General features: G+C 74.1%; 21 protein-coding genes and 1 tRNA gene. 13 read left to right on the top strand and 9 right to left on the bottom strand.

The window, feature by feature from the left end; all coding sequences use genetic code 11:
- Positions 1 to 99: 99 nt before the first annotated feature.
- The 3 genes from otsB to E4623_RS12610 are packed head-to-tail and all read right to left on the bottom strand — an operon-like array spanning position 100 to position 1808.
- Positions 100 to 945 (bottom strand): trehalose-phosphatase, encoded by an 846-nt coding sequence (gene otsB / locus E4623_RS12620; protein ID WP_134766867.1) that lies wholly within the window; start codon positions 943 to 945, stop codon positions 100 to 102.
- 60 nt (positions 946 to 1005) lie between these two features.
- Positions 1006 to 1500, bottom strand: a complete 495-nt coding sequence (locus E4623_RS12615) for a LytR C-terminal domain-containing protein (RefSeq protein WP_134766866.1) — start codon at positions 1498 to 1500, stop codon at positions 1006 to 1008.
- A 2-nt stretch (positions 1501 to 1502) separates the two neighbouring features.
- Positions 1503 to 1808 (bottom strand): DUF3263 domain-containing protein, encoded by a 306-nt coding sequence (locus tag E4623_RS12610; protein WP_134766865.1) that lies wholly within the window; start codon positions 1806 to 1808, stop codon positions 1503 to 1505.
- A gap of 114 nt (positions 1809 to 1922) precedes the next feature.
- Between E4623_RS12610 and E4623_RS12605 the strand changes: the two genes are divergently transcribed.
- Complete coding sequence (locus tag E4623_RS12605) at positions 1923 to 2966, top strand: Gfo/Idh/MocA family oxidoreductase (RefSeq protein WP_134766864.1); 1044 nt, start codon at positions 1923 to 1925, stop codon at positions 2964 to 2966.
- Between the two features lie 6 nt (positions 2967 to 2972).
- On the opposite strand, the gene E4623_RS12600 is transcribed toward E4623_RS12605, so the two are convergent.
- Both E4623_RS12600 and E4623_RS12595 read right to left on the bottom strand, forming a co-directional pair.
- The gene (locus E4623_RS12600; RefSeq protein WP_134766863.1) at positions 2973 to 3668 is read right to left on the bottom strand and encodes a response regulator transcription factor; all 696 of its coding nucleotides are present in this window, start codon (positions 3666 to 3668) and stop codon (positions 2973 to 2975) included.
- Positions 3665 to 4999: a sensor domain-containing protein gene (locus E4623_RS12595; RefSeq protein WP_134766862.1), complete on the bottom strand. Its 1335-nt coding sequence runs from the start codon at positions 4997 to 4999 to the stop codon at positions 3665 to 3667. The genes E4623_RS12600 and E4623_RS12595 overlap by 4 nt, the downstream gene beginning before the upstream one ends.
- Positions 5000 to 5093: 94 nt before the next feature.
- On the opposite strand from E4623_RS12595, the gene E4623_RS12590 reads away from it, so the two are divergent.
- The 9 genes from E4623_RS12590 (at position 5094) to E4623_RS12545 (ending at position 14876) form a co-directional block, all read left to right on the top strand.
- On the top strand, positions 5094 to 6539 hold the full coding sequence (locus E4623_RS12590) for a trehalose-6-phosphate synthase (RefSeq protein WP_134766861.1): 1446 nt from the start codon (positions 5094 to 5096) through the stop codon (positions 6537 to 6539).
- Positions 6536 to 7204, top strand: coding sequence for a M15 family metallopeptidase (locus E4623_RS12585; protein ID WP_209020654.1), 669 nt, complete (start codon positions 6536 to 6538; stop codon positions 7202 to 7204). Before E4623_RS12590 ends, E4623_RS12585 begins: the two co-directional genes overlap by 4 nt.
- Positions 7205 to 7213: 9 nt before the next feature.
- On the top strand, positions 7214 to 8326 hold the full coding sequence (locus tag E4623_RS12575; protein WP_167736598.1) for a hypothetical protein: 1113 nt from the start codon (positions 7214 to 7216) through the stop codon (positions 8324 to 8326).
- Between the two features lie 34 nt (positions 8327 to 8360).
- Positions 8361 to 9533, top strand: coding sequence for an alpha/beta fold hydrolase (locus E4623_RS12570; protein ID WP_209020653.1), 1173 nt, complete (start codon positions 8361 to 8363; stop codon positions 9531 to 9533).
- Between the two features lie 94 nt (positions 9534 to 9627).
- Positions 9628 to 10362 carry a M15 family metallopeptidase gene (locus tag E4623_RS12565; RefSeq protein ID WP_134766859.1) on the top strand — a complete coding sequence of 245 codons (735 nt, stop codon included), beginning with the start codon at positions 9628 to 9630 and terminating at the stop codon, positions 10360 to 10362.
- An 89-nt stretch (positions 10363 to 10451) separates the two neighbouring features.
- Positions 10452 to 11186: a M15 family metallopeptidase gene (locus E4623_RS12560; RefSeq protein ID WP_134766858.1), complete on the top strand. Its 735-nt coding sequence runs from the start codon at positions 10452 to 10454 to the stop codon at positions 11184 to 11186.
- 36 nt (positions 11187 to 11222) lie between these two features.
- The gene (locus E4623_RS12555; protein WP_245155052.1) at positions 11223 to 12590 is read left to right on the top strand and encodes an MFS transporter; all 1368 of its coding nucleotides are present in this window, start codon (positions 11223 to 11225) and stop codon (positions 12588 to 12590) included.
- Positions 12587 to 14095 carry an aminotransferase class V-fold PLP-dependent enzyme gene (locus tag E4623_RS12550; protein ID WP_134766857.1) on the top strand — a complete coding sequence of 503 codons (1509 nt, stop codon included), beginning with the start codon at positions 12587 to 12589 and terminating at the stop codon, positions 14093 to 14095. The genes E4623_RS12555 and E4623_RS12550 overlap by 4 nt, the downstream gene beginning before the upstream one ends.
- A 61-nt stretch (positions 14096 to 14156) precedes the next feature.
- Positions 14157 to 14876, top strand: coding sequence for a uracil-DNA glycosylase (locus tag E4623_RS12545; protein ID WP_134766856.1), 720 nt, complete (start codon positions 14157 to 14159; stop codon positions 14874 to 14876).
- A 40-nt stretch (positions 14877 to 14916) separates the two neighbouring features.
- Here E4623_RS12545 and E4623_RS12540 read toward each other — a convergent pair whose 3' ends face one another.
- Both E4623_RS12540 and E4623_RS12535 read right to left on the bottom strand, forming a co-directional pair.
- The gene (locus tag E4623_RS12540) at positions 14917 to 15870 is read right to left on the bottom strand and encodes an aldo/keto reductase (protein WP_209020652.1); all 954 of its coding nucleotides are present in this window, start codon (positions 15868 to 15870) and stop codon (positions 14917 to 14919) included.
- A gap of 38 nt (positions 15871 to 15908) precedes the next feature.
- Positions 15909 to 16400: a cupin domain-containing protein gene (locus E4623_RS12535; protein WP_134766855.1), complete on the bottom strand. Its 492-nt coding sequence runs from the start codon at positions 16398 to 16400 to the stop codon at positions 15909 to 15911.
- A 34-nt stretch (positions 16401 to 16434) separates the two neighbouring features.
- Between E4623_RS12535 and pdxY the strand changes: the two genes are divergently transcribed.
- The gene (gene pdxY / locus E4623_RS12530; RefSeq protein ID WP_134766854.1) at positions 16435 to 17286 is read left to right on the top strand and encodes a pyridoxal kinase PdxY; all 852 of its coding nucleotides are present in this window, start codon (positions 16435 to 16437) and stop codon (positions 17284 to 17286) included.
- A gap of 38 nt (positions 17287 to 17324) precedes the next feature.
- Here pdxY and E4623_RS12525 read toward each other — a convergent pair.
- Positions 17325 to 17400 (bottom strand) — tRNA-Thr (locus E4623_RS12525).
- Between the two features lie 82 nt (positions 17401 to 17482).
- Here E4623_RS12525 and soxR point away from each other — a divergent pair.
- Positions 17483 to 17929, top strand: coding sequence for a redox-sensitive transcriptional activator SoxR (soxR, locus tag E4623_RS12520; protein ID WP_134766853.1), 447 nt, complete (start codon positions 17483 to 17485; stop codon positions 17927 to 17929).
- Here the strand turns inward: soxR and E4623_RS12515 are convergent.
- Positions 17916 to 18500, bottom strand: coding sequence for a hypothetical protein (locus E4623_RS12515; RefSeq protein ID WP_134766852.1), 585 nt, complete (start codon positions 18498 to 18500; stop codon positions 17916 to 17918). The genes soxR and E4623_RS12515 overlap by 14 nt on opposite strands.
- Before the next feature lie 40 nt (positions 18501 to 18540).
- Between E4623_RS12515 and E4623_RS12510 the strand changes: the two genes are divergently transcribed.
- Positions 18541 to 19761, top strand: a complete 1221-nt coding sequence (locus E4623_RS12510) for a DUF4032 domain-containing protein (protein WP_134766851.1) — start codon at positions 18541 to 18543, stop codon at positions 19759 to 19761.
- Positions 19762 to 19763 lie beyond the last annotated feature (2 nt).

The following is a 19763-nucleotide window of genomic DNA, read 5'->3' as shown; positions in this document are numbered from 1 at the left end:
CCGAGATGTGGGATCGGCGGCGGTCGAGCAGGGCGGCACGCAGGGAGCCTGCGGGCGGCGCGGACCGACGCGTCGAGACCTCGGAGCGGCCTCGGCGGATCAGGCCCTCAGGGCGGCCGCGTCCTCGGTGAGCTGGCGCAGCAGCTCCAGCACCCCGGCGGGACCGGGGACGACGACGTCCGCGAGCCCGACGAGGGCGTTCTCCTCGTCGGAGGACGACGCGACCAGCAGGGTCGGCATGCCGTCGTCGCCGAGCTGACGCACGGCCTCGAAGGCCTCGAGGTCGCCGAGGTCGTCGCCGGCGAAGAAGAACCCGCCGGCCCCGAGCTCCTCGACCAGGGTGCGGACGGCGGTCCCCTTGTGCGAGCCCGGCGAACGGACCTCGATCACGCTGCGTCCGGGCTCGACGACCAGGTCGTGACGGGCGGCGAGCGCCTCGAGCTCGGGCAGCAACCGCGCGAAGGCCGCCTCGGCGTCCGGCAGCCGACGGGTGTGGACGGCGACCGCGAGGCCCTTGTCCTCGACGTAGGCCCCGCCGGCGTCGACCCGCCGCAGCGCGCGCGGCAGCTCGCCCTCGAAGCTGGCCAGGCCGTGCGGCGGTCGCGGGCCGATCACCCGCCGGTTGGTCGAGCTCCACCGCTCGTTGCCGTACTGGCCGAAGAGGTACAGGTCCTTGCCGGTGTCGCCCATCGCGTTGCCGACCGCCTCCAGCCCGCCGAGGTCGAGGGCCTGGCGCGCCGGGCGGCCGGTGATGACGGCGACCGCGAGCACCTGTGCGCCGAGGCCGACCAGGACCTCGCCGGCGTCGGGGTGGATGTGCGCCTCGGTGGGGTCGTCGACAATCGGCGCCAGGACGCCGTCGAAGTCGAGCCCGACGACGGTCTCAGCGGCGACGCGCACCAGGGCGGCGTACCGCTGCTCCCCCTGGCTCGAGGTGAACTCCACGCCCCTACCCCACCACACGTCGACCGGACGCGGAGGACTGGTCCGGAGCGGGCGCCCGCGTCAGAGCGGGCTGGTGAGGACGATCGTGAGCCGGTCGAGCCTCATCTGGCCGACGGCCGGTGCCGTGCGCTGGATGCCGAGGTCGAGGGCCAGCTGCTTGGCCGCGCGCTCGAGGCGCTCCGGGAAGAACACGGTGTTGCCGGAGACGGTGCCGTACCAGTTGTCGGTGCCGACGACCTTCCAGCCCGCGTCGGTGGCCTGGGTGCCGACGCTGCCGGCCAGGCCGGTGATGCCGGAGTTGTTGTAGACCTCCACGAAGAAGCTCGCGCGGTCGATGGGCTTCGGCTTCGGCTTCTGCTTGCCGGGCTTCCCGGTCGGCTCGACGCTGGGGGTCTGGCTGGGCGTGGACTGCACCGTGGTCGCGACGTCGCGCTCGTCGGGCTCGACGCCGCGGGTGACGAAGAAGGCGATCGCGGCCATGGCCACCGCGACGATGCTCAGGACGACGACCGGCGAGGGGAAGACCACGCCGCGCTGCGTGGGACGGCCGCTCATCCCTAGAGCTCGAACCCGAGTCGGCGGGCGGAGCGCTGGCGCTGCCGCTCGGAGCGCAGCCGGCGCAGCCGGCGGACCAGGAGCGGGTCGGCGGCGATGGCCTCGGGACGGTCGATGAGGGCGTTGAGGACCTGGTAGTAGCGGGTCGAGCTCATGTCGAACTTCTCGCGGACCGCGCTCTCCTTGGCCCCCGCGAACTTCCACCACTGTCGCTCGAACGCGAGGATCTCGCGGTCGCGGTCGCTGAGTGTCCCGGCGGCCTCCTGGCCGTTCGGGTCGCTAGCGTCGTCGTGCCGCTGGGCTTCCATCGCTCATCTCCCGCGAGGTCGTCGCATGTCTGTCGACGCCACTGTAGACGGCGAATCACACCTGTGTCATTCGCACCGCCGAACCGCGGCGTACGGACGTCCTAGGCTGGGGGGATGACCCACGACGGCACCGCCGACCGCCCGGTGCGCTGGGGCGTCCTGGCCACCGGCAAGATCGCCCGCAAGTTCGCCGCCGACCTCGCCCTCGTGCCGGACGCCGAGCTGGTGGCGGTCGGCTCGCGCTCGGCCGGCTCCGCGGAGTCCTTCGCCGCGGCGTACGGCGCCGCCGGCTGCCGCGCGCACGCGTCGTACGACGCGCTGGTCGCGGATCCCGACGTCGACGTCGTCTACGTCGCGAGCCCGCACGCGCTGCACCTCGAGCACGCGCGGCTGGCCTTCGAGGCCGGCAAGCACGTGCTCTGCGAGAAGCCGCTCGCCGTCACCGCGGCCGACGCCGAGGCGATCGTGGCGCTGGCCCGGGAGCACGACCGCTTCCTCATGGAGGCGATGTGGACGGCGTGCCACCCCGTCGTCCGTGCCGTGGCGGACGGGCTGCGCGAGGGCCGCTTCGGCACCCCGCGGCAGTGGCACGCCGAGCTCGGCTTCGTCGTCGACGTCGCCGCCCTCAGCCCCGACGACCGACTCCTCGACCCGGCCCTCGGCGCCGGCGCGATGCTCGACATGGGCGTCTACCCGCTCACGACGGCCCACCTGCTCTTCGGCGAGGCCGAGGCCCTCACCGCCGCCGCGACCGTCTCCGCGAGCGGCATCGACCTCGACATCGCGGTCGCGGGCCGCTACCCGGGTGGCGTCGTCGCGACCATGTCGGCGTCGATGACCTCGTGGTCCTCGCGGGCCGCCACGATCGCCACCGACCGGGGCCGGATCGACCTCGCCGACTTCCACCACCCGACGCGGGCCACGTTCACGCCGTTCGCCGAGGGCGGCGACAACGACCACACCGACCTCGGCGTCGCGGTCCCGATCGAGGGCGCCGAGGCCGTGATCGGCGTCGGCTACGGCAACGAGGCGGTCGAGGTCGGCCGCTGCCTGCGCGCCGGGCTGCGCGAGAGCCCGCTGGTCCCGCACGCGCAGACGCTCACGCTCATGCGGCAGATGGAGGACCTCCTCGCCCAGGTCGGCGTCACCTACCCCTGAGCGGCGCTACCCCGCCCGCAGGAACCGGACGACGGCCAGCACCCGCCGGTGCGCGGCGTCGTCGTCGGGGGTGAGACCGAGCTTGGCGAAGATCCGCTGCGTGTGCTTCTCGACCGCGCCGAGGGTCACGGTGAGCGCCTCGGCGACCGCGGCGTTCGACCGTCCCTCGGCCATCAGCGCCAGCACCTCGCGCTCGCGCGGCGTGAGCGCCTCGAGCGGGTCCTGGCGCCGCCCCATCAGCTGACGCACCACGAGCGGGTCGAGCACCGTGCCGCCGCGCGCCACCGTTGCCAGGCCGGCGAGGAACTCGTCGACGTCGCCGACCCGGTCCTTGAGCAGGTAGCCGGTGCCGCCCTGGTCGGGCGGGCCGGAGGCGAGCAGGTCGTCGGCGTAGGACACCTCGACGTACTGCGACAGCACCATGATCCGCGCGGCCGGCCAGCTGCGGCGCACCTCGACCGCGGCCCGCAGTCCCTCGTCGGTGTGCGACGGGGGCATCCGGACGTCGACGAGCGCGAGGTCCGGACGGTGCTCGAGCACCGCCGTCACGAACGCGGGGCCGTCACCGACCGCCGCGAGCACCTCGTGGCCCGCCTCGGCGAGCAGCAGCTGCAGGCCCTCGCGCAGCAGGACCGAGTCGTCGGCGAGCACGATCCTGAGGGGTCGCGGCCGGGACGGGGACGGCACCGGAGGGGAGGTCATGTCCGAGCATCATCCCCGGCCGGGAGCGCGGCCCTCAGCACGGTCGGGCCCCCGAGCGGCGACTCGACGTCCAGCGTGCCCTCGACACCGGCCAGCCGCTGCGCGAGACCCGCGAGGCCGGAGCCCTTCGCGACGTGCGCGCCGCCCGCGCCGTCGTCCTGGACGACGACCGCGACCCGGCCCTCGGCGTGGGTGACCGCGAGCGCGGCGCGCTGCGCGCCGCTGTGCTTGGCGATGTTGGTGAACGCCTCGGCGACCACGAAGTAGACGGTCGTCTCGACGTGCGGGGGCAGCCGCTCCGGGAGGTCGACGTGCGAGGCGACGGGGACGGTCGCGCGCTGGAGCAGCTCCTCCAGCGCGACCCGCAGCCCCCGGTCGACGAGCAGCGGCGGCGCGATCCCGCGGGAGAGCGCACGCAGCTCCCCCACCGTGTCGCGGGCCTGCTGCAGCGCGTCGTCGAGGATGGCGGCGGCCCGGTCGGGGTCCTGCTCGAGCTGCTTGCGGGCGCGGCCGAGGTCCATCGTCAGCCGCACCAGGCGCTGCTGCGGGCCGTCGTGGATGTCGCGCTCGAGCCGGCGCAGCGAGTCGGCCTCGGCCAGGCGGGCCGACGTACGGCTGTCGGCGACCAGGCGCACCTCCGACTGCAGCCGGGCCCGGCTCGACAGGAGGGTGTCGGCGACGCCGGCGTGCACCGCGGCACAGGCGCGCACGACCAGGGGCAGGGTGACCAGGGCGACCAGGCCGACGCCGAGCTGGAGCAGGCTCTCGTCGCGCCGGCCCTCGCCCCACCCGATCAGCTCCGCCAGCCCGGACGTGTCGCCCTCGGGCAGCCACTGCTGCCAGAACCAGTAGGTGAGGCCGTTCGCGACCGCGACCCACCAGCTCGCCGCGAGGCAGAACCCGACCAGTCCGGTGACGAAGCCGACCAGGCCCCAGATCACGTCGAGCCACGACTGCGGGTCGCGCAGCGGCGTCAGGAGCCGGCGCACGCTCCCGGAACCCGCCGGCGCGACCAGGTACGTCGGCAGCGGGGCCGGCCGACCCTGCAGGGTGCGTAGCTGGCCGCGCTGGACGTGGGCCAGGCCGCGCGACACCAGCACGGTGCCGACGAGCACCGCCAGCCCGACCCAGACGACGAGCAGGCCCAGCCCGGCGGCCAGCCCCACGACGCTCACGCAGAGGCCGACCGCCCCGAGCACCACCCCGGAGGTGAGGTACGCCGTGTCGCGCACCAGCCGGCGCACGACACCGGGGCGCGCGGGCACGCCCGGTCGCTCGGTCGGCTCCTCGTACCGGGGCGGTGTCGGGGGCTGGGTCATGGTCTGGCTCATGTCCTCATGCTCGTGCGGTCACGAGCCGTGCGCGATCCTGCCACCACCCGTAGCGGTGTCGGGCTGACCCGACACCACGTCCTAGGGTGCAAGGATGCCCGCCGACCTCGTCATCGTCGCCAACCGTCTGCCGGTCGACCGGGTCACCCAGCCCGACGGGACGCAGGGCTGGCGCCCGTCCCCGGGTGGCCTGGTCACCGCGATCGAGCCGGTGATGCGGGCCAACGACGGCACCTGGATCGGCTGGCCCGGCGGTCCGTCCGAGGACGCCGGCGAGGGCGACCTCGACCCGTTCGAGGCCGACGGCCTGCACCTGGTGCCGATCGGGCTCACCGCCGAGGAGATCGAGCGCTTCTACGAGGGCTTCTCCAACGCCACGATCTGGCCGATCTACCACGACCTGGTCGCCAAGCCGGAGTTCCACCGCGAGTGGTGGGACAGCTACGTCAAGGTCAACGAGAAGTACGCCGCCAAGGCGGCGTCGGTCGCCGCCGAGGGCGCGACCGTGTGGGTCCACGACTACCAGCTGCAGCTGGTGCCGCAGATGCTGCGTGAGCTGCGTCCCGACCTCCGCATCGGCTTCTACCTGCACATCCCGTTCCCGCCGGCCGAGCTGTTCCAGCAGCTGCCCTGGCGCCGTCAGCTCCTCGAGGGCCTGCTGGGCGCCGACCTGGTCGGGTTCCAGCTGCCCGGCGGCGCCGCGAACTTCGTCCGGCTCGTCCGGCAGCGCGTCGGCCACAAGACCCACCGCGAGCTCGTGTACCTGCCCGACGGCCGTACCGTGCGCGCCGCCGCCTTCCCCATCTCGATCGACGCGGCCGGCTTCGAGGCGCTGGCGCGCGACGAGGCCGTCGTCGCCCGCGCGGCCGATATCCGCGAGGCGCTCGGCAGCCCGCGCCGGCTCTTCCTCGGCATCGACCGCCTCGACTACACCAAGGGCATCTACGCCCGGCTGCGCGCGTACGCCGAGCTCATCGAGACCGGCGAGCTCGACGTCGAGGACGCCGTCTTCGTGCAGGTCGCGGTGCCCTCGCGCGAGCAGGTCGAGCAGTACCGCATCCTGCGCGACGACATCGACCGGCTCGTCGGGCGCATCAACGGCGACCTGGGGCGGATCGGTCGTCCGGCGATCAGCTACCTGCACAGCAGCTACCCGCGTGAGGAGATGGCCGCGCTCTACACGGCCGCCGACGTCATGGTCGTGACCCCCTACCGCGACGGCATGAACCTGGTCGCCAAGGAGTACGTCGCCTGCCGCACCGGCGACGACGGCGCCCTGGTGCTCTCGGAGTTCGCCGGCGCCGCCGACGAGCTGCGCCAGGCCTGGCTGGTGAACCCCTACGACATCAACGGCATGAAGGCGGCGCTGCTCGAGGCCTTCCGGGCCGACGACAAGGAGCTGACCCGGCGGATGAAGGCGATGCGCCGCACGATCAAGAAGCACGACGTCGCCGCGTGGGCCGACGCGTTCATGACCGAGCTGGCCGACGTCGAGCACAGCACCCACGCCAAGAGCGTGCGGGCCGTCGGGCGCTCGTGACGAGCCGCACGGCCTGGGACGACGTCGTCCTGATGTGCGACGACGCCGTCACCTCGGTCGAGGTGGACGAGGCCGGCGACGGGTTGGTCGACGTCGAGGGCGTGCTCGCCTTCACCGGTGACACCGCCGCGGGCCGTCTCGTCCGTCGTCCGGTGCTCGACCGCCTGCTCGACGCGGCCGCCGACCTGCCCGCCGACCTGCGACTCGCCCTCAACGAGGGCTACCGGCCGCCGGCGCTGCAGCGCCACTACTTCGAGCGGTACGCCGCCCGGCTCGCCGCCGAGCGACCCGCCGACGACGCCGCGACGATCCACCGGCTCGCGAGCCGCTTCATCTCCCCGCCCGCGGTCGCACCGCACACGGCCGGGGCCGCGGTCGACGTCCTGCTCACGACGCCCGGCGGCGAGGTCCTCGACGTCGGCTGCCCGCTCGACGCCAGCCCCGAGGAGAGCGGCGGGCGCTGCTACACCGACCACCCCGACGTCACCGGCGACGCCCTGCTCCTGCGGCGCGAGCTGGTGCGCGCGATGACCGGGGCGGGCCTGGTGAACTACCCCACCGAGTGGTGGCACTGGTCCTTCGGCGACCGCTACTGGGCCCAGGCCACCGGGGCCCCGCACGCGCTCTTCGGCGCGACCGGGTTCGATCTCCACGACGGCGGGTAGGAACCGCTCGTGCCCGAGCAGCCCCCACCCCCGCCGTCCGGCAGCTCCGACCCGACCCAGGTCCCGGGATCCGGGTCACCGTGGGGCAGCGCGCCGCCGCCGGACCTCGGCAAGCCCGCCGGTCCGCCGCCGCAGGGACCGCCCGCGGGTCCGCCCCAGGGCGCACCGCCCACGCAGGTCGGCGCGCCCGGCTACCCCGGCTACCCGCCGGCGGCCGCGCAACCGCCGTGGGCGTCGTACCCGTCCGGGCCGACGTACCCGTCCGGCCCGTCCGGCCCGTCCGGCCCGTCCGGCCCGGGCGGACCCTACGGTCCCTCGGGTCCCTGGCAGCCGGGTCCGCCCCGCGGTCCCCGCCGGCGCACCGGCCTCCTCGTGGTCGTCGGCGTCGTGCTCTTCGTGGTGCTGACCGCCGGCACGGCCCTCGGCGTCACCCTCCTCCGCGGCGACGACCAGGGCTCCGACGCCGGCGACGACCCGACCGGCTCCCCGACCGGCGGCACGTCGTCCTCGCCCGCCCCGACGGAGCCCACCGGGCCCACCGAGCCCACCGAGCCCACCGAGCCGACCACACCTGTGGAGCCCACCGAACCGGTCGAGCCCACCTCGCCGCCGGCGCCCACCTCCCCGCCGGCACCGACGGACCCCGTCGACCCGCCCGCGGGCGACCCCTTCAGCTACCGGGAGTACGCGCGCGACTGGGAGTTCCAGTTCCCCGGGAGCCCGAAGCTCGACGCGGCGTTCAAGAAGGGCTGGGACTACGACAGCTGCACCGGTGTCGAGAACGACGCCGCCCTGACCTCCCTGGGCTGCCGGCGCGCGTCCGAGTGGACCTACCGCGCCCTCGACGGCGACCTCGCGCTCTCCCACATCGTGCTGACCATGAAGGACGCCAAGGCGGCCGCGAAGGCCATCGACGACGAGCTCGTCGAGGAGATGTCGTGGAAGCTGGAGGACGACGCCTTCCTCACCGGCAAGCCCGGTGCCTGGCGGGCCAACAACATCAACGAGTTCATCGTCATCACCGTCGAGACGCACCAGCAGGGCGTGCCGGCCAAGAAGGCGGCCGACTACCTGCGCTACGCCAACGCCGACATCATCGGCGCCCTCGGGTTCCGGTTCTGACCGGGCCGGCCGTGAGGCGGGGTACCTTGCCCAGGTGGACCTCATCCCCAAGCCCGACCAGGTCGTCTCGGCGGCGGGCAACCTCGCGCACACGGTCCTGTACGGCGGGCTGGCCGACCTCCGGCCGATGCCGCGCACGCTGATCGACGACGGCACCCTGCGCGAGGTCTACCACTACCGGCCCGCGGCCAGGGTGCTCGAGCAGGGCGACCCCGTCCTGCTGGTGACCCCGCTGGCCGCCCCCGCGCTCTGCTACGACCTGCGCCGCGACTGCTCCCTGGTGGAGCACCTGGTGACCGAGGGCCGGCCGACCTACCTCGTCGAGTACGGCCAGGTGTCCTTCCGCGACCGCAACCTCGGCATGGAGCACTGGATCGAGGAGGTCGTCCCGGACGCCGTCCGGGCGACGTCCTCGCACGCCGGAGGGCGACCGGTCCACGTCGTCGGCTGGAGCCTCGGCGGACTGTTCACGCTGCTCGCCGCCGCGGCCGACCAGGACCTGCCGATCGCCTCCATCACCGTCCTGGGCTCGCCGGTCGACGTCAGCCAGGTCCCGCTCGTCGCACCGCTGCGGCCGCTCCTCGACGTCACCAACGGCCACGGCCTGGTCACCCGGGGCTACCGGCTCCTCGGCGGGGCGCCCACCCCGCTCGTGCGGTGGGCCTTCCAGCTGTCGTCGTTCCAGAAGCTCGTGACGAAGCCGATCGCGAAGGCCAGCCGCTACGACGACGCCGACTTCCTCGCCCAGATCCAGGCCGTCGACCGGTTCACGGCCGGGATGACCGCCTACCCCGGCCGCACGTTCGGACAGCTCTACCACCGCTTCGTCAAGGGCAACGCCCTCGTCGGGGGCGTCCTCGACGTCGGCGACCGGGAGGTCGCCCTCGCCGACGTCACGGTGCCCGTGCTCGTCCTCGCTGGCGCCAGCGACGGGATCGCGCCGGTCGGCGCGGTCAAGGCGGTCGTGCCCCTGCTGACCGGCTCCCCCGAGGTCCGGTTCGAGATCGTGCCCGGCGGCCACCTCGGGATGCTCACCGGCCGGGCCGCGCGCGGCACCACGTGGGCCGTCCTCGACGAGTGGCTCGGCCAGTGGGCCGGCTCCGGCGACGAGCCGGTGCCACCGACCACCGCAGGCCCCGACGCGCCCATCGGGACGGCGAAACGCCGCCGGCACGGCTCGGGGGGATCGCGCGCGCTCGCCCGATAGCGCCGTTCCGGGCACCGAGGGTTACCCCGGTTTCGGGGCGGCACCGGGACGCGGAGGGTGGAGGTGCACCGCCTCCCACCGGAAGGACCGACCCATGTACCGCATGCGCGCAGCCCTCGCCGCGCTCGCCCTCACCACGACCGGCGTCGTCGGCGTCAGCGCCGCCACGTCGCCCCCGGCGCACGCCGACGAGTGCTACTCCTGGAGCGGCAGCCTGGCCGAGGGAGCGAGCGGACCCGAGGTCGCCGAGCTGCAGACGCGCGTCGCCGGCTGGATCGGCAACGGCACCAACATGGCCATCGACGGCGAGTTCGGACCGCAGACCACCCAGGCGGTCAAGGGGTTCCAGTCCGCTCACGGCCTGGCCGCGGACGGCGTCGCGGGCCAGGCGACCTTCGAGGCGATCTACGAGCTGCAGAACGCCGACTGCTCCACCGCCCACTTCTCGTGGGCCGAGGTCAGCCAGAACTGCGGTGCCGGCGGGTTCGCGGGTGGCTCCGTCGACGAGGCCACGGTCAGGGAGAACCTGGAGCGCTCGATGTGGCGCGCCGAGGCCCTGCGGCAACGGCTCGGCAACCACCCGCTCACCGTCACCGACGGCTTCCGGTCGGCGTCCTGCGACGTCGCGGTCGGTGGTAGCGGCTCGGGTCAGCACACCTACGGCAACGCCCTCGACCTGGTCGGCCACGACTTCTGCAGCCTGGCGCAGACCGCCACCACCACCGGCTACGGCGGCATCCTCGGCCCGGGCTTCCCGGACCACGACGACCACGTGCACGTCGACCTGCGCTCCCCCTCCTACTGGGCCGCGCCGAGCTGCGGCGTCTGAGCAGCGACCGTCGAGGGAAACCTCCGTACCGACGCGGTGCTGCCCGGTGGAGGGTGGGAGCACCGGCACCCCCACGGAAGGACACCCTCATGCTCCGTCTCCGCACCCTCCTGGCCTCCCTGGCTCTCACGCTCTTCGGGGTCGTCGTCGTCACCGCGGCGACCACCGCGCCCGCCCACGCCGACGAGTGCTACTCCTGGACCAGGAACCTGTCCTCCGGCGCGAGCGGCGCCGACGTCGCCGAGCTCCAGGTCCGGGTCGCGGGGTGGGCCGGGTACGGCGTCAACATGGGCATCGACGGCAGCTACGGGCCCCAGACCGTCGCAGCGGTCCGCAACTTCCAGTCCGCCCACGGCCTGGGCGCCGACGGGGTCGCGGGGCCGGCGACGTACGCGAAGATCTACGCCCTCCAGGACGCCGACTGCACCCCGGCGCACTTCTCCTACGCCGAGGTCGACGGCGGCTGCGGGGCCGGCGGGTACAGCGGCGGCTCCGTCCCGGCGGCCCAGGTCAAGGAGAACCTCAAGCGCGCGATGTGGCGGGCCGAGGCCCTGCGGCAGCGGATGGGCAACGTGCCCCTGACCGTGACCTCCGGCTTCCGCTCGCAGGCCTGCGACCGCCAGGTCGGCGGCAGCGGCACCGGCCAGCACACCTACGGCAACGCGATCGACCTGGTCGGCGCCTCCTTCTGCTCGCTCGCACAGAACGCCCGCTCCACCGGGTTCGGCGGCATCTTCGGCCCCGGCTACCCCGGTCACGACGACCACGTGCACGTCGACATCCGGGCCGGACGCAGCTGGAGCGCACCGACCTGCGGCATCTGACCTCGATCCCGGCGCTGCCCCTCTAGTCTGCGGCGGGTGACCTCCGCGACCCCCGCCGCCTCCGCGTCGGCACCGCTGACCCGCTCGGTCCGGGTGGGTTACGGCATGGGGTCGGTGGCCACGGGCGCCTTCGGCACCGTGCCGGGCCTGATGCTGCTGCCCTACCTCACCGACACGCTCGGGGTGGCCGCCGTGCTCGCCGGTCTGGTCGTCGTCCTCCCGAAGGCGTGGGACGTCGTCCTCAACCCGGTCGCCGGCCGGATCAGCGACCGGACCGTCGATCCGCGCGGTGCGCGGCGGCCGTGGCTGCTCCGGGCCGGGATCGCGCTGGCGGCCGGGTTCGCGCTGCTCTTCGCCGGACCCGACATGGACTCCCGGCTCCTCGAGACGACCTGGGTGCTGGTGGTGTTCCTGGCGTGCGCCTCGGCCTACGCCTTCTTCCAGGTCCCGTTCGTCGCGATGCCGGCCGAGATCACCCACGACTACGCCGAGCGCACCCGTCTGATGACGTGGCGGGTCGCGATCCTCGCCTTCACCATCCTGCTGGCGGGCGCGACCGCCCCGGTCATCCGCGACGCCGTGGGCGGGCGCGACGGCTACCGGGTGATGGGGCTGGTGATGGCCGCGCTGATCCTCGTCGGCGTCGTCGGCGCCTACCGCGGGACCCGCCGGGCACCGATCGGCGCGGTCGACCCCGGACCGGGCACGCTGCGCGACCAGCTGAGGATCGTCGCCGGCGCCCGCGACTTCCGGCTGCTCCTGACGACGTTCGTGCTGCAGGCCCTCGCGACCGGCTGCATGCTGGCCGGCGTCGACTACCTCGCCGGCGACGTCCTGGGTCGCGACGGCTCCGCGACCGTCCTCTTCGTCTGCTTCGTGGGCCCCGCGCTGCTGCTGACCCCGGCCTGGTCGGCGATCGGCGCGCGCGTCGGCAAGCGGCGCGCCTACCTCGCCGCGTCGCTCGTGCTGGCGCTCGGCGCCGCCGTCGCCGCGACCGCGCAGGTCGCTCCTGCGGCAGCCGTCTTCGCGGCGGTCGCGCTGGTCGGGGTGGGGTACGCCGGCTGCCAGGTCTTCCCGCTCGCCATGCTCCCCGACGTGGCGGCCGCCGACGCGCACACCACCGGCGAGAACCGGACCGGCGTCTACACCGGGGTCTGGACCGCCGGCGAGACCCTCGGGCTGGCCCTGGGGCCCGGCCTGTTCGCGCTGGTGCTCGCCCTCGGCGACTACCGTTCCGGCACGACCGGCGACGTCGCCCAGCCCGACAGCGCCGTCACCGCGATCACGCTGGGCTTCTCGTTGCTGCCCGCGGTGCTCGTGGTGGCGAGCCTGTGGTGGCTGGCCCGCTACCGGCTCGACGAGGAGCTCGACCAGCAGACCGCCGACCGGCAGGAGCACGCATGACCACCGACCAGACCACCGGCCAGACCACCGGCCGGACCACCGGCCCGTCCGTCCCCGAGGACGCCGTCCTGGCCCGGCTCCGGACGCTCCAGGCCGCCGACCTGCCGGTGCACGGCGGGCGCACCCTCGCCTACGTCTACGACTCCGGTCTCGCCGACGTCGACCGCGTGGGTCGCGAGGCGGTGGCGGCGTTCGCGGGGTCCAACGGGCTCGACCCGACGGCGTTCCCGAGCCTGCTGGCGATGGAGAACGACCTGGTCGGCTTCGCCGCCGGCCTGCTCGACGCCCCCGACACCGTCGTCGGGACGATCACCTCCGGCGGCACCGAGTCGGTGCTGCTGGCCGTGCAGGGCGCCCGCGACGCGCGCCCGGACGTCGTGCGCCCGGCGATGGTGCTGCCGGACACCGCGCACGCGGCCTTCCACAAGGCGGCGCACTACTTCGGCGTCGAGGCCGTGCTCGTGCCGGTCGGCTCCGACTTCCGGGCCGACGTCGCCGCGACGGCACGGGCCCTGGACGACCTCGGCGAGCGCGCCGTGCTGGTGGTGGCCAGCGCGCCGTCGTACGCCCACGGCGTGGTCGACCCGGTCACCGAGCTCGCGTCCCTGGCGGCCGGGCGCGGGCTCCGGTGCCACGTCGACGCCTGCATCGGCGGCTGGGTGCTTCCCTACGCCGGCCGGCTCGGCCGCGACGTCGCGCCGTGGACCTTCGCGGTCGAGGGGGTCACGTCGATCTCGGTCGACCTCCACAAGTACGCCTACGCCCCGAAGGGCGCCTCCCTCCTGCTGCACCGCACCTCGGCGCTGCGCCGGGCACAGTACTTCGCGAGCGCTGCCTGGCCGGGGTACACGATGCTGAACTCCACGCTGCAGTCGACCCGGTCGGGCGGTCCCCTGGCCGGCGCCTGGGCGGTCGTCGAGTCGATCGGGGACGCCGGCTACGAGCGCCTCGCCGAGGAGGTCTTCGCGGCCGTGGACGCCATCGTGGCCGGCGTCGCCCCGATCCCCGGGCTGCGCCTGGTCGTCCCGCCCGACTCGACGCTGGTCGCCCTCGCCACCGACGAGACGCTCGACCCGTTCACGCTGTGCGACGAGATGGCCGACCGCGGTTGGTACGTGCAGCCCCAGATGTCCTACGCCGGCCACCCCGCGACGGTGCACCTGTCGGTCAGCGCGGCCACCCGGCCGCACGTGCCCGAGCTCCTGACCGCCATCGCCGGGGCGACCGCGGCGGCACGGGCCGCCGGACCGGTGGTCGTCGACGCCGGCGTCGCGGCGTTCGTCTCGGCCCTCGACCCGGCCGGGATCAGCGACGACGACTTCGACGGCCTGCTCGCCGCGGCCGGGTTGATCGGTGAGAGCGCCGACGGCGGGCTCGCGCTCCCGTCCCGGATGGCCGAGGTCAACGCGCTGCTCGACCTGGCCGCCCCGGCGCTGCGCGAGGCCGTGCTCGTCGCGTTCCTCGACCGCCTCCAGCGCCCGGCGCGGGTCCCCGAGCGCCGCTGAGGCTGCCGTCCGGGAGCCCACCACCCCTTCGGGACCGGCCGTCGCCGGTAGCGTCGGCGGCATGGGCGCACTGGCGGGACTCGTCGACCGTGGACTGATGGCCGCCGACTGGGCGGAGGCCCTCGCGCCGGTCGAGGACCGGATCGGGCAGCTCGGCACCTTCCTGCGCGAGGAGCTGGCCGCCGGGCGCCCCTACCTGCCGGCCGGCGACGCCGTGTTCCGGGCGTTCCGGGCACCCCTGGCCGACGTCCGCGTGCTCGTCGTCGGTCAGGACCCCTACCCCACGCCGGGCCACCCGATCGGGCTCAGCTTCGCCGTCGAGCACGACGTCTGGCCGCTGCCCCGCAGCCTGGTCAACATCTACACCGAGCTCCGGGCCGACCTGGACGTCGTCCCGCCGCGCCACGGCGACCTCACGGCGTGGTCCGACCAGGGCGTGATGCTGCTCAACCGGGTGCTGACCGTGCGGCCGGGCACGCCGGCGTCCCACCGCGGCCGGGGGTGGGAGGAGGTCACCGAGTGCGCCATCCGCGCGCTCGTGGCCCGGGCCGAGTCGGGCCCGCCGTTCGTGGCGATCCTCTGGGGTCGTGACGCCCAGTCGCTGAAGCCGGTGCTCGGAGCGACGCCGGTCGTCGAGTCGGCGCACCCCTCCCCGCTCTCGGCCTCGCGCGGCTTCTTCGGCTCGCGCCCGTTCAGCCGGACCAACGCGCTGCTCGCCGAGCGCGGGGCCGACCCGATCGACTGGTCGCTGGGCGTCCCGACGGAGGTCACGACGGAGTAGGGCGGCCGCGCGCACCGAACGCGGCCGGGCGACGCCGCTGTCAGGTGGTGGTGATCTCGTCGAGCTCGACCAGGTCGGCCTCGGTGGGCTCCCAGGCGAGGGTCGCGGCGTTGCGGCGCACCTGGTCGCCCGAGCTGACGCCGGCGATCACCGACGCGACGGCGGGCTGCGCGGCCAGCCCGGCGACGGCGACGTCGATCGGCTCGAGGTCGCGGGCGGCGGCGTAGGCCTCGACGGCCTCGATCCGGTCCCAGTCGGCGCTCTCCAGCCACGGCGCGGCGGCGGACGCGGCCCGCGAGCCGGACGGCGCGGCCTGGCCGCGCCGGTACTTCCCGGTGAGCAGCCCGTACTCGAGCGGGAAGAACGGCAGGATGCCGAGGCCGTACTGCTCGCAGGCCGGGGTCACCTCGTCCTCGACGGTCCGGTCGAGCAGCGAGTAGCGGTTCTGCACGCTGACGAAACGCTCCAGGCCGGCGCTGCGGGCGGTCCAGTCGGCGTCCGCGACCTGCCACGCGGCGAAGTTCGAGCAGCCGAGGTAGCCGATCGCACCCTCGCGGACCAGGTCGGTGAGCACCGACAGGGTCTCCTCGATCGGCGTGGTCTCGTCGGGCGTGTGCAGCTGGTAGAGGTCGATGTGGTCGGTGCGGAGCCGGCGCAGGCTCGCCTCGACCGCGCGGCGCACGTAGCGTCGCGAGGCCCGGACGCCGTGGTCCTCGCCGTGGGCCCCGCGCATGTCCATGCCGAACTTGGTGGCCAGCACGAAGTCGTCGCGGCGCCCGTCGAGCGCCTCGCCGAGCAGCTCCTCGCTGCGGCCCGGCGGGTCGCCGTAGATGTCGGCGGTGTCGAGGAGGGTGACCCCGACGTCGGTCGCGGCGTCCAGGATGCCGCGGACGCCGTCGAGGTCGACCCGGCGGCCGAAGGCGTTGCAGCCGAGGCCGACCGCGCTGACCATCAGTCCGGAGTCGCCGAGGGGTCGGTAGTCCATGTCCGTCATGGCTCCGACGCTACTCAGGGTCGATCACGCCGGCCCGGTCACACCCAGTAGGTGTCGTGCCGGACCATGAACTCGGCCCGCTGCTCCTCGCTCATCTCCTCGCCCCGCGCCAGCGTCTCGAAGTAGTCCTCCCGCGGCCCGCCCGGCGCGAACATGAGCAGCATCGTGGCGCGCCCGCCGCCCCGGAAGCCGTGCAGGCCGCCCTCGGGCACGTAGAGGAAGTCACCGGACCTGGCGGTCGTCCAGTCGTTGCCGTCGAAGAGCCGGACCTCACCCGAGAGCACGTAGAACTGCTCGGAGATCGAGCGGTGGAAGTGCGGGTCGGGCCCGCTCTCGGCCTCGCCGAAGCTCCACCGGTACAGGCCGAAGCGGCCTTCGGTGCGGTCGCCGGTGGCGAGGTACTCGCAGGTGCCGCCGGTGCGGTAGGTGACGTCCGCCGGCTCGCCCGCCCGCCGCATCCAGGCCGACACCTCGCCGTCGGTGCCGTGGTAGGTGTCGGGCGGGTAGTGGCGACCGTGGGGAAGCGACATGGGGACAGGGTGCCACCTCTGGCACGATGGGCCGGTGAAGATCCTGTCGATCCAGTCCTCGGTCGCCTACGGGCACGTCGGCAACTCCGCGGCGGTCTTCCCGCTCCAGCGGCTCGGCCACGAGGTGTGGCCGGTGCTGACGGTGCACTTCTCCAACCACACCGGGTACGGCGCCTGGCGCGGCCCGCTCCTCGACCCGGCCGACGTCCGGGAGGTCATCGCGGGCATCGAGGACCGCGGCGTGCTGGGCACCGCGGACGCCGTCCTGTCCGGCTACCAGGGCGACCCCGCCGTCGGGGCGGTGATCCTCGACGCCGTCGCGAAGGTCAAGCAGCTGAACCCCGCCGCCGTCTACTGCTGCGACCCCGTGATGGGCGACCGCGGCCGCGGGATGTTCGTCAGGCCCGGCATCCCGGAGTACATGCGCGACCAGGTCGTGCCCCGCGCCGACGTCGTCACCCCCAACCACTTCGAGCTCGACTTCCTCGCGGACCGCGAGACCGGCACCCTCGACGAGGTCCTGGCCGCCGTCGACGTCGTGCGCGCCACCGGCCCGCGCGACGTCCTGGTCACCTCGGTGCTGCACGGTGACTCCGAGCCCGACACCCTCGACGTCGTCGCCGTGTCGGACGACGGCGCCTGGGCCGTGACGACCCCGCTGCTGCCCATCGCCCCCAACGGCTGCGGCGACGTGACCGCCGCGCTCTACCTCGCCCACCTGCGCAGCACCGGCTCGCCGGCGCGGGCGCTCGAGCTCACGACGTCCGCGGTCTACGCCGTCCTGGAGGCCACGCTGGCCGCGGGCACCCGCGAGATCCAGCTGGTGGCCGCCCAGGACGCGATCGCCTCGACCGAGCCGCGCTTCGCGGCCCGCCGCCTGCGGTAGGTCGGGAGCCCGGTCGGTCCGCTGGGCTCGGCGAGGGGTGGAGCCGGTGACAGGAGTCGAACCCGCGACATCTTCTTTACAAGAGAAGCGCTCTACCAACTGAGCTACACCGGCGTGCGCAGGCATCCTACTGGCCCACGGGAGCCCGATCGCGCACGACCGGCAACCTCAAGGTAACTCGAAGTACAGTCGGTCCATGTCACTCACGATCGGCCAGCTCGCCGAGCGGTCGGGGGTCGCGCCGAGCGCGCTCCGCTTCTACGAGGAACGCGGCCTGATCGGCTCCGAGCGGACGACCGGCAACCAGCGCCGCTACGCCAAGTCGACCCTGCGCCGGGTCGCGTTCGTCCGGACGGCGCAGCGCGTCGGCCTCAGCCTCGAGGAGATCGGCGCCGCGCTGGCCGAGCTGCCGGAGGGCCGGACGCCGACCAAGTCGGACTGGCACCGGATCAGCCGCGCCTGGCGGCCCCGGCTCGACGAGCAGATCCGCCGGATCGAGCTGTTGCGCGACAAGCTCGACGCCTGCATCGGCTGCGGCTGCCTGAGCCTGCGCAGCTGCGCGCTCACCAACCCCGGCGACACCCTGCACGAGCAGGGGGCGGGCGCCGTCCTCCTCGAGCCGCGACCGGTCAGCCGCGGGTGATGCGCGGGCCGAGCGCGAACTCGGCGTCCGGGTTCGGGTAGCCGGTACGGGCGACGTCGTCGACCACGACCGAGAACTCGGACTCGGTCTGCCGGAAGCGCGCCACGGCGAGCCCGAGGCGCGCCCAGCGCGGGTCGCCGAGGCACGACGTCGGCACCGCCACCCGGTAGGCCCGGGTCGCGGGGGTGGTGCGCGCGACCGCGCCCTCGCACGTCTGCCGTCCCTCGCTGCGGTCGTCGATCCGCAGGCGACCACCAGCCGTGACCATCAGCTCGTAGGTGGTCCCCTTCGTCCGGACGACCCCGAAGACGCGGACCCGCGGGCCGATCGAGCGCATCTTCGCGACGATGACGAGCCTGCGCGGGCCGAGGTCGAAACGGACGCTGCGGATGTCGGTGTCCGACTCGCCCCGTGCGGGCGTGCCGGTGACGTCGCCCTCCTCGTCGAGGTCGATCCGGGTGACGTCGCGCACGGCGTCCACCTGGGTGTAGCCGTCGGCGATCGCCGGCACCGGCGACAACAGGACGGCGGCGCTGACGGCGGTCACGGCGGCTGCGCGGAGGGAGATCATGGGCGCACCGTAGACGATCGTGGGCCGCTACGGTGGCGTCATGGCGTTGCACATCGTGGCCAACCGCCCCGACCCGGCGCTGCTGACGCTGCCCTGGACCACTCCGCTCGAGGAGTGGACCGACGACCACGTGGTGCCGCTGCCGCGCGGGCTGAGCCGGCACGTCGTGCGGATCGTCCGGCTCGGCCAGCGCACGTACGCCGTCAAGGAGACCGTGCAGGAGATCGCGTTCCGGGAGTACCGGCTGCTGCGCGACCTCCAGCGGCTGGGCCTGCCGGCCGTCGTCCCGCAGGGCGTGGTCACCGGGCGCACGGACGCCTCGGGCGAGGACCTGCCGGCGGCCCTGCTCACCGAGCACCTGCGGTTCTCGCTCCCCTACCGGAGCCTGTTCTCCCACGGCCTGACCATCGACAACATCCCCTCCCTCGTCGACGCGATCGTCGTCCTGCTCGTCCGGCTGCACCTCGCCGGCTTCTACTGGGGCGACGTCTCGCTCAGCAACGTGCTGTTCCGGCGCGCGGCGGGCGGGTTCGCGGCGTACCTCGTCGACGCCGAGACCGGCGAGCTGCGCGAGACGCTGTCGGCCGGCATGCGTGAGTACGACGTCACCATCGCCACCGAGAACGTGTTCGCCGAGCTGCTCGACCTCCAGGCCAGCAACTCGCTGGGCACCGACGTCGGCGCCCACGCCATCATCGAGCTGCTGGCCGACCGCTACCACGCGCTGTGGGACGAGCTCACCGTCGTCGAGGAGTTCGGCACCGGCGAGATGTGGCGCATCGAGCAGCGCATCGAGCGGCTCAACGACCTCGGCTTCGACGTCGAGGAGCTCGACATCGTCACCGACCTCGACGGCGACGCGATCCGGATTCAGCCGAAGGTCGTCGAGCTCGGCCACCACTGCCGCGAGCTGCAGGGCCTCACCGGTCTCAACGTCGAGGACGCCCAGGCCCGGCGGCTGCTGAACGACCTGGCGTCCTACACCGCGGCCTACGACCTGGGGCGCGAGGACCGCGGCCTGGTCGCCAACCGCTGGCTGGTCGAGGTCTACGAGCCCATCATCCGGATGGTCCCGCCCGAGGCACGCGGCAAGCTTGAGCCGGCCGAGATCTTCCACGAGGTGCTCCAGCACCGCTGGTACCTCTCCGAGCGCGCCGGCGCCGAGGTCGACCTGTACGACTCCGCCCGTGACTACGTCGACACGATCCTGCGCCACAAGCCCGACGAGCTCGCGCTGCCGCTCGGTGGCGACGCCGACTGACG

It is taken from the genome of Nocardioides sp. 1609 (assembly GCF_004522105.1).
Taxonomy (GTDB): domain Bacteria; phylum Actinomycetota; class Actinomycetes; order Propionibacteriales; family Nocardioidaceae; genus Nocardioides.
Note: the sequence above shows the minus strand (reverse complement) of the source record. Positions and strands in the feature narration are given on the sequence as shown.

Bases quoted from the DNA above. Each gene is read 5' to 3' on its own strand.
- E4623_RS12535 (WP_134766855.1), bottom strand. From the start codon at position 16,400: ATGTCGCTTCCCCACGGTCGCCACTACCCGCCCGACACCTACCACGGC.
- E4623_RS12560 (WP_134766858.1), top strand. From the start codon at position 10,452: ATGCTCCGTCTCCGCACCCTCCTGGCCTCCCTGGCTCTCACGCTCTTC.
- E4623_RS12595 (WP_134766862.1), bottom strand. From the start codon at position 4,999: ATGAGCCAGACCATGACCCAGCCCCCGACACCGCCCCGGTACGAGGAG.
- E4623_RS12540 (WP_209020652.1), bottom strand. From the start codon at position 15,870: ATGACGGACATGGACTACCGACCCCTCGGCGACTCCGGACTGATGGTC.
- E4623_RS12610 (WP_134766865.1), bottom strand. From the start codon at position 1,808: ATGGAAGCCCAGCGGCACGACGACGCTAGCGACCCGAACGGCCAGGAG.
- E4623_RS12565 (WP_134766859.1), top strand. From the start codon at position 9,628: ATGTACCGCATGCGCGCAGCCCTCGCCGCGCTCGCCCTCACCACGACC.
- E4623_RS12510 (WP_134766851.1), top strand. From the start codon at position 18,541: ATGGCGTTGCACATCGTGGCCAACCGCCCCGACCCGGCGCTGCTGACG.
- E4623_RS12590 (WP_134766861.1), top strand. From the start codon at position 5,094: ATGCCCGCCGACCTCGTCATCGTCGCCAACCGTCTGCCGGTCGACCGG.
- E4623_RS12600 (WP_134766863.1), bottom strand. From the start codon at position 3,668: ATGACCTCCCCTCCGGTGCCGTCCCCGTCCCGGCCGCGACCCCTCAGG.
- E4623_RS12550 (WP_134766857.1), top strand. From the start codon at position 12,587: ATGACCACCGACCAGACCACCGGCCAGACCACCGGCCGGACCACCGGC.
- E4623_RS12545 (WP_134766856.1), top strand. From the start codon at position 14,157: ATGGGCGCACTGGCGGGACTCGTCGACCGTGGACTGATGGCCGCCGAC.
- E4623_RS12515 (WP_134766852.1), bottom strand. From the start codon at position 18,500: ATGATCTCCCTCCGCGCAGCCGCCGTGACCGCCGTCAGCGCCGCCGTC.
- soxR (WP_134766853.1), top strand. From the start codon at position 17,483: ATGTCACTCACGATCGGCCAGCTCGCCGAGCGGTCGGGGGTCGCGCCG.
- E4623_RS12605 (WP_134766864.1), top strand. From the start codon at position 1,923: ATGACCCACGACGGCACCGCCGACCGCCCGGTGCGCTGGGGCGTCCTG.
- E4623_RS12615 (WP_134766866.1), bottom strand. From the start codon at position 1,500: ATGAGCGGCCGTCCCACGCAGCGCGGCGTGGTCTTCCCCTCGCCGGTC.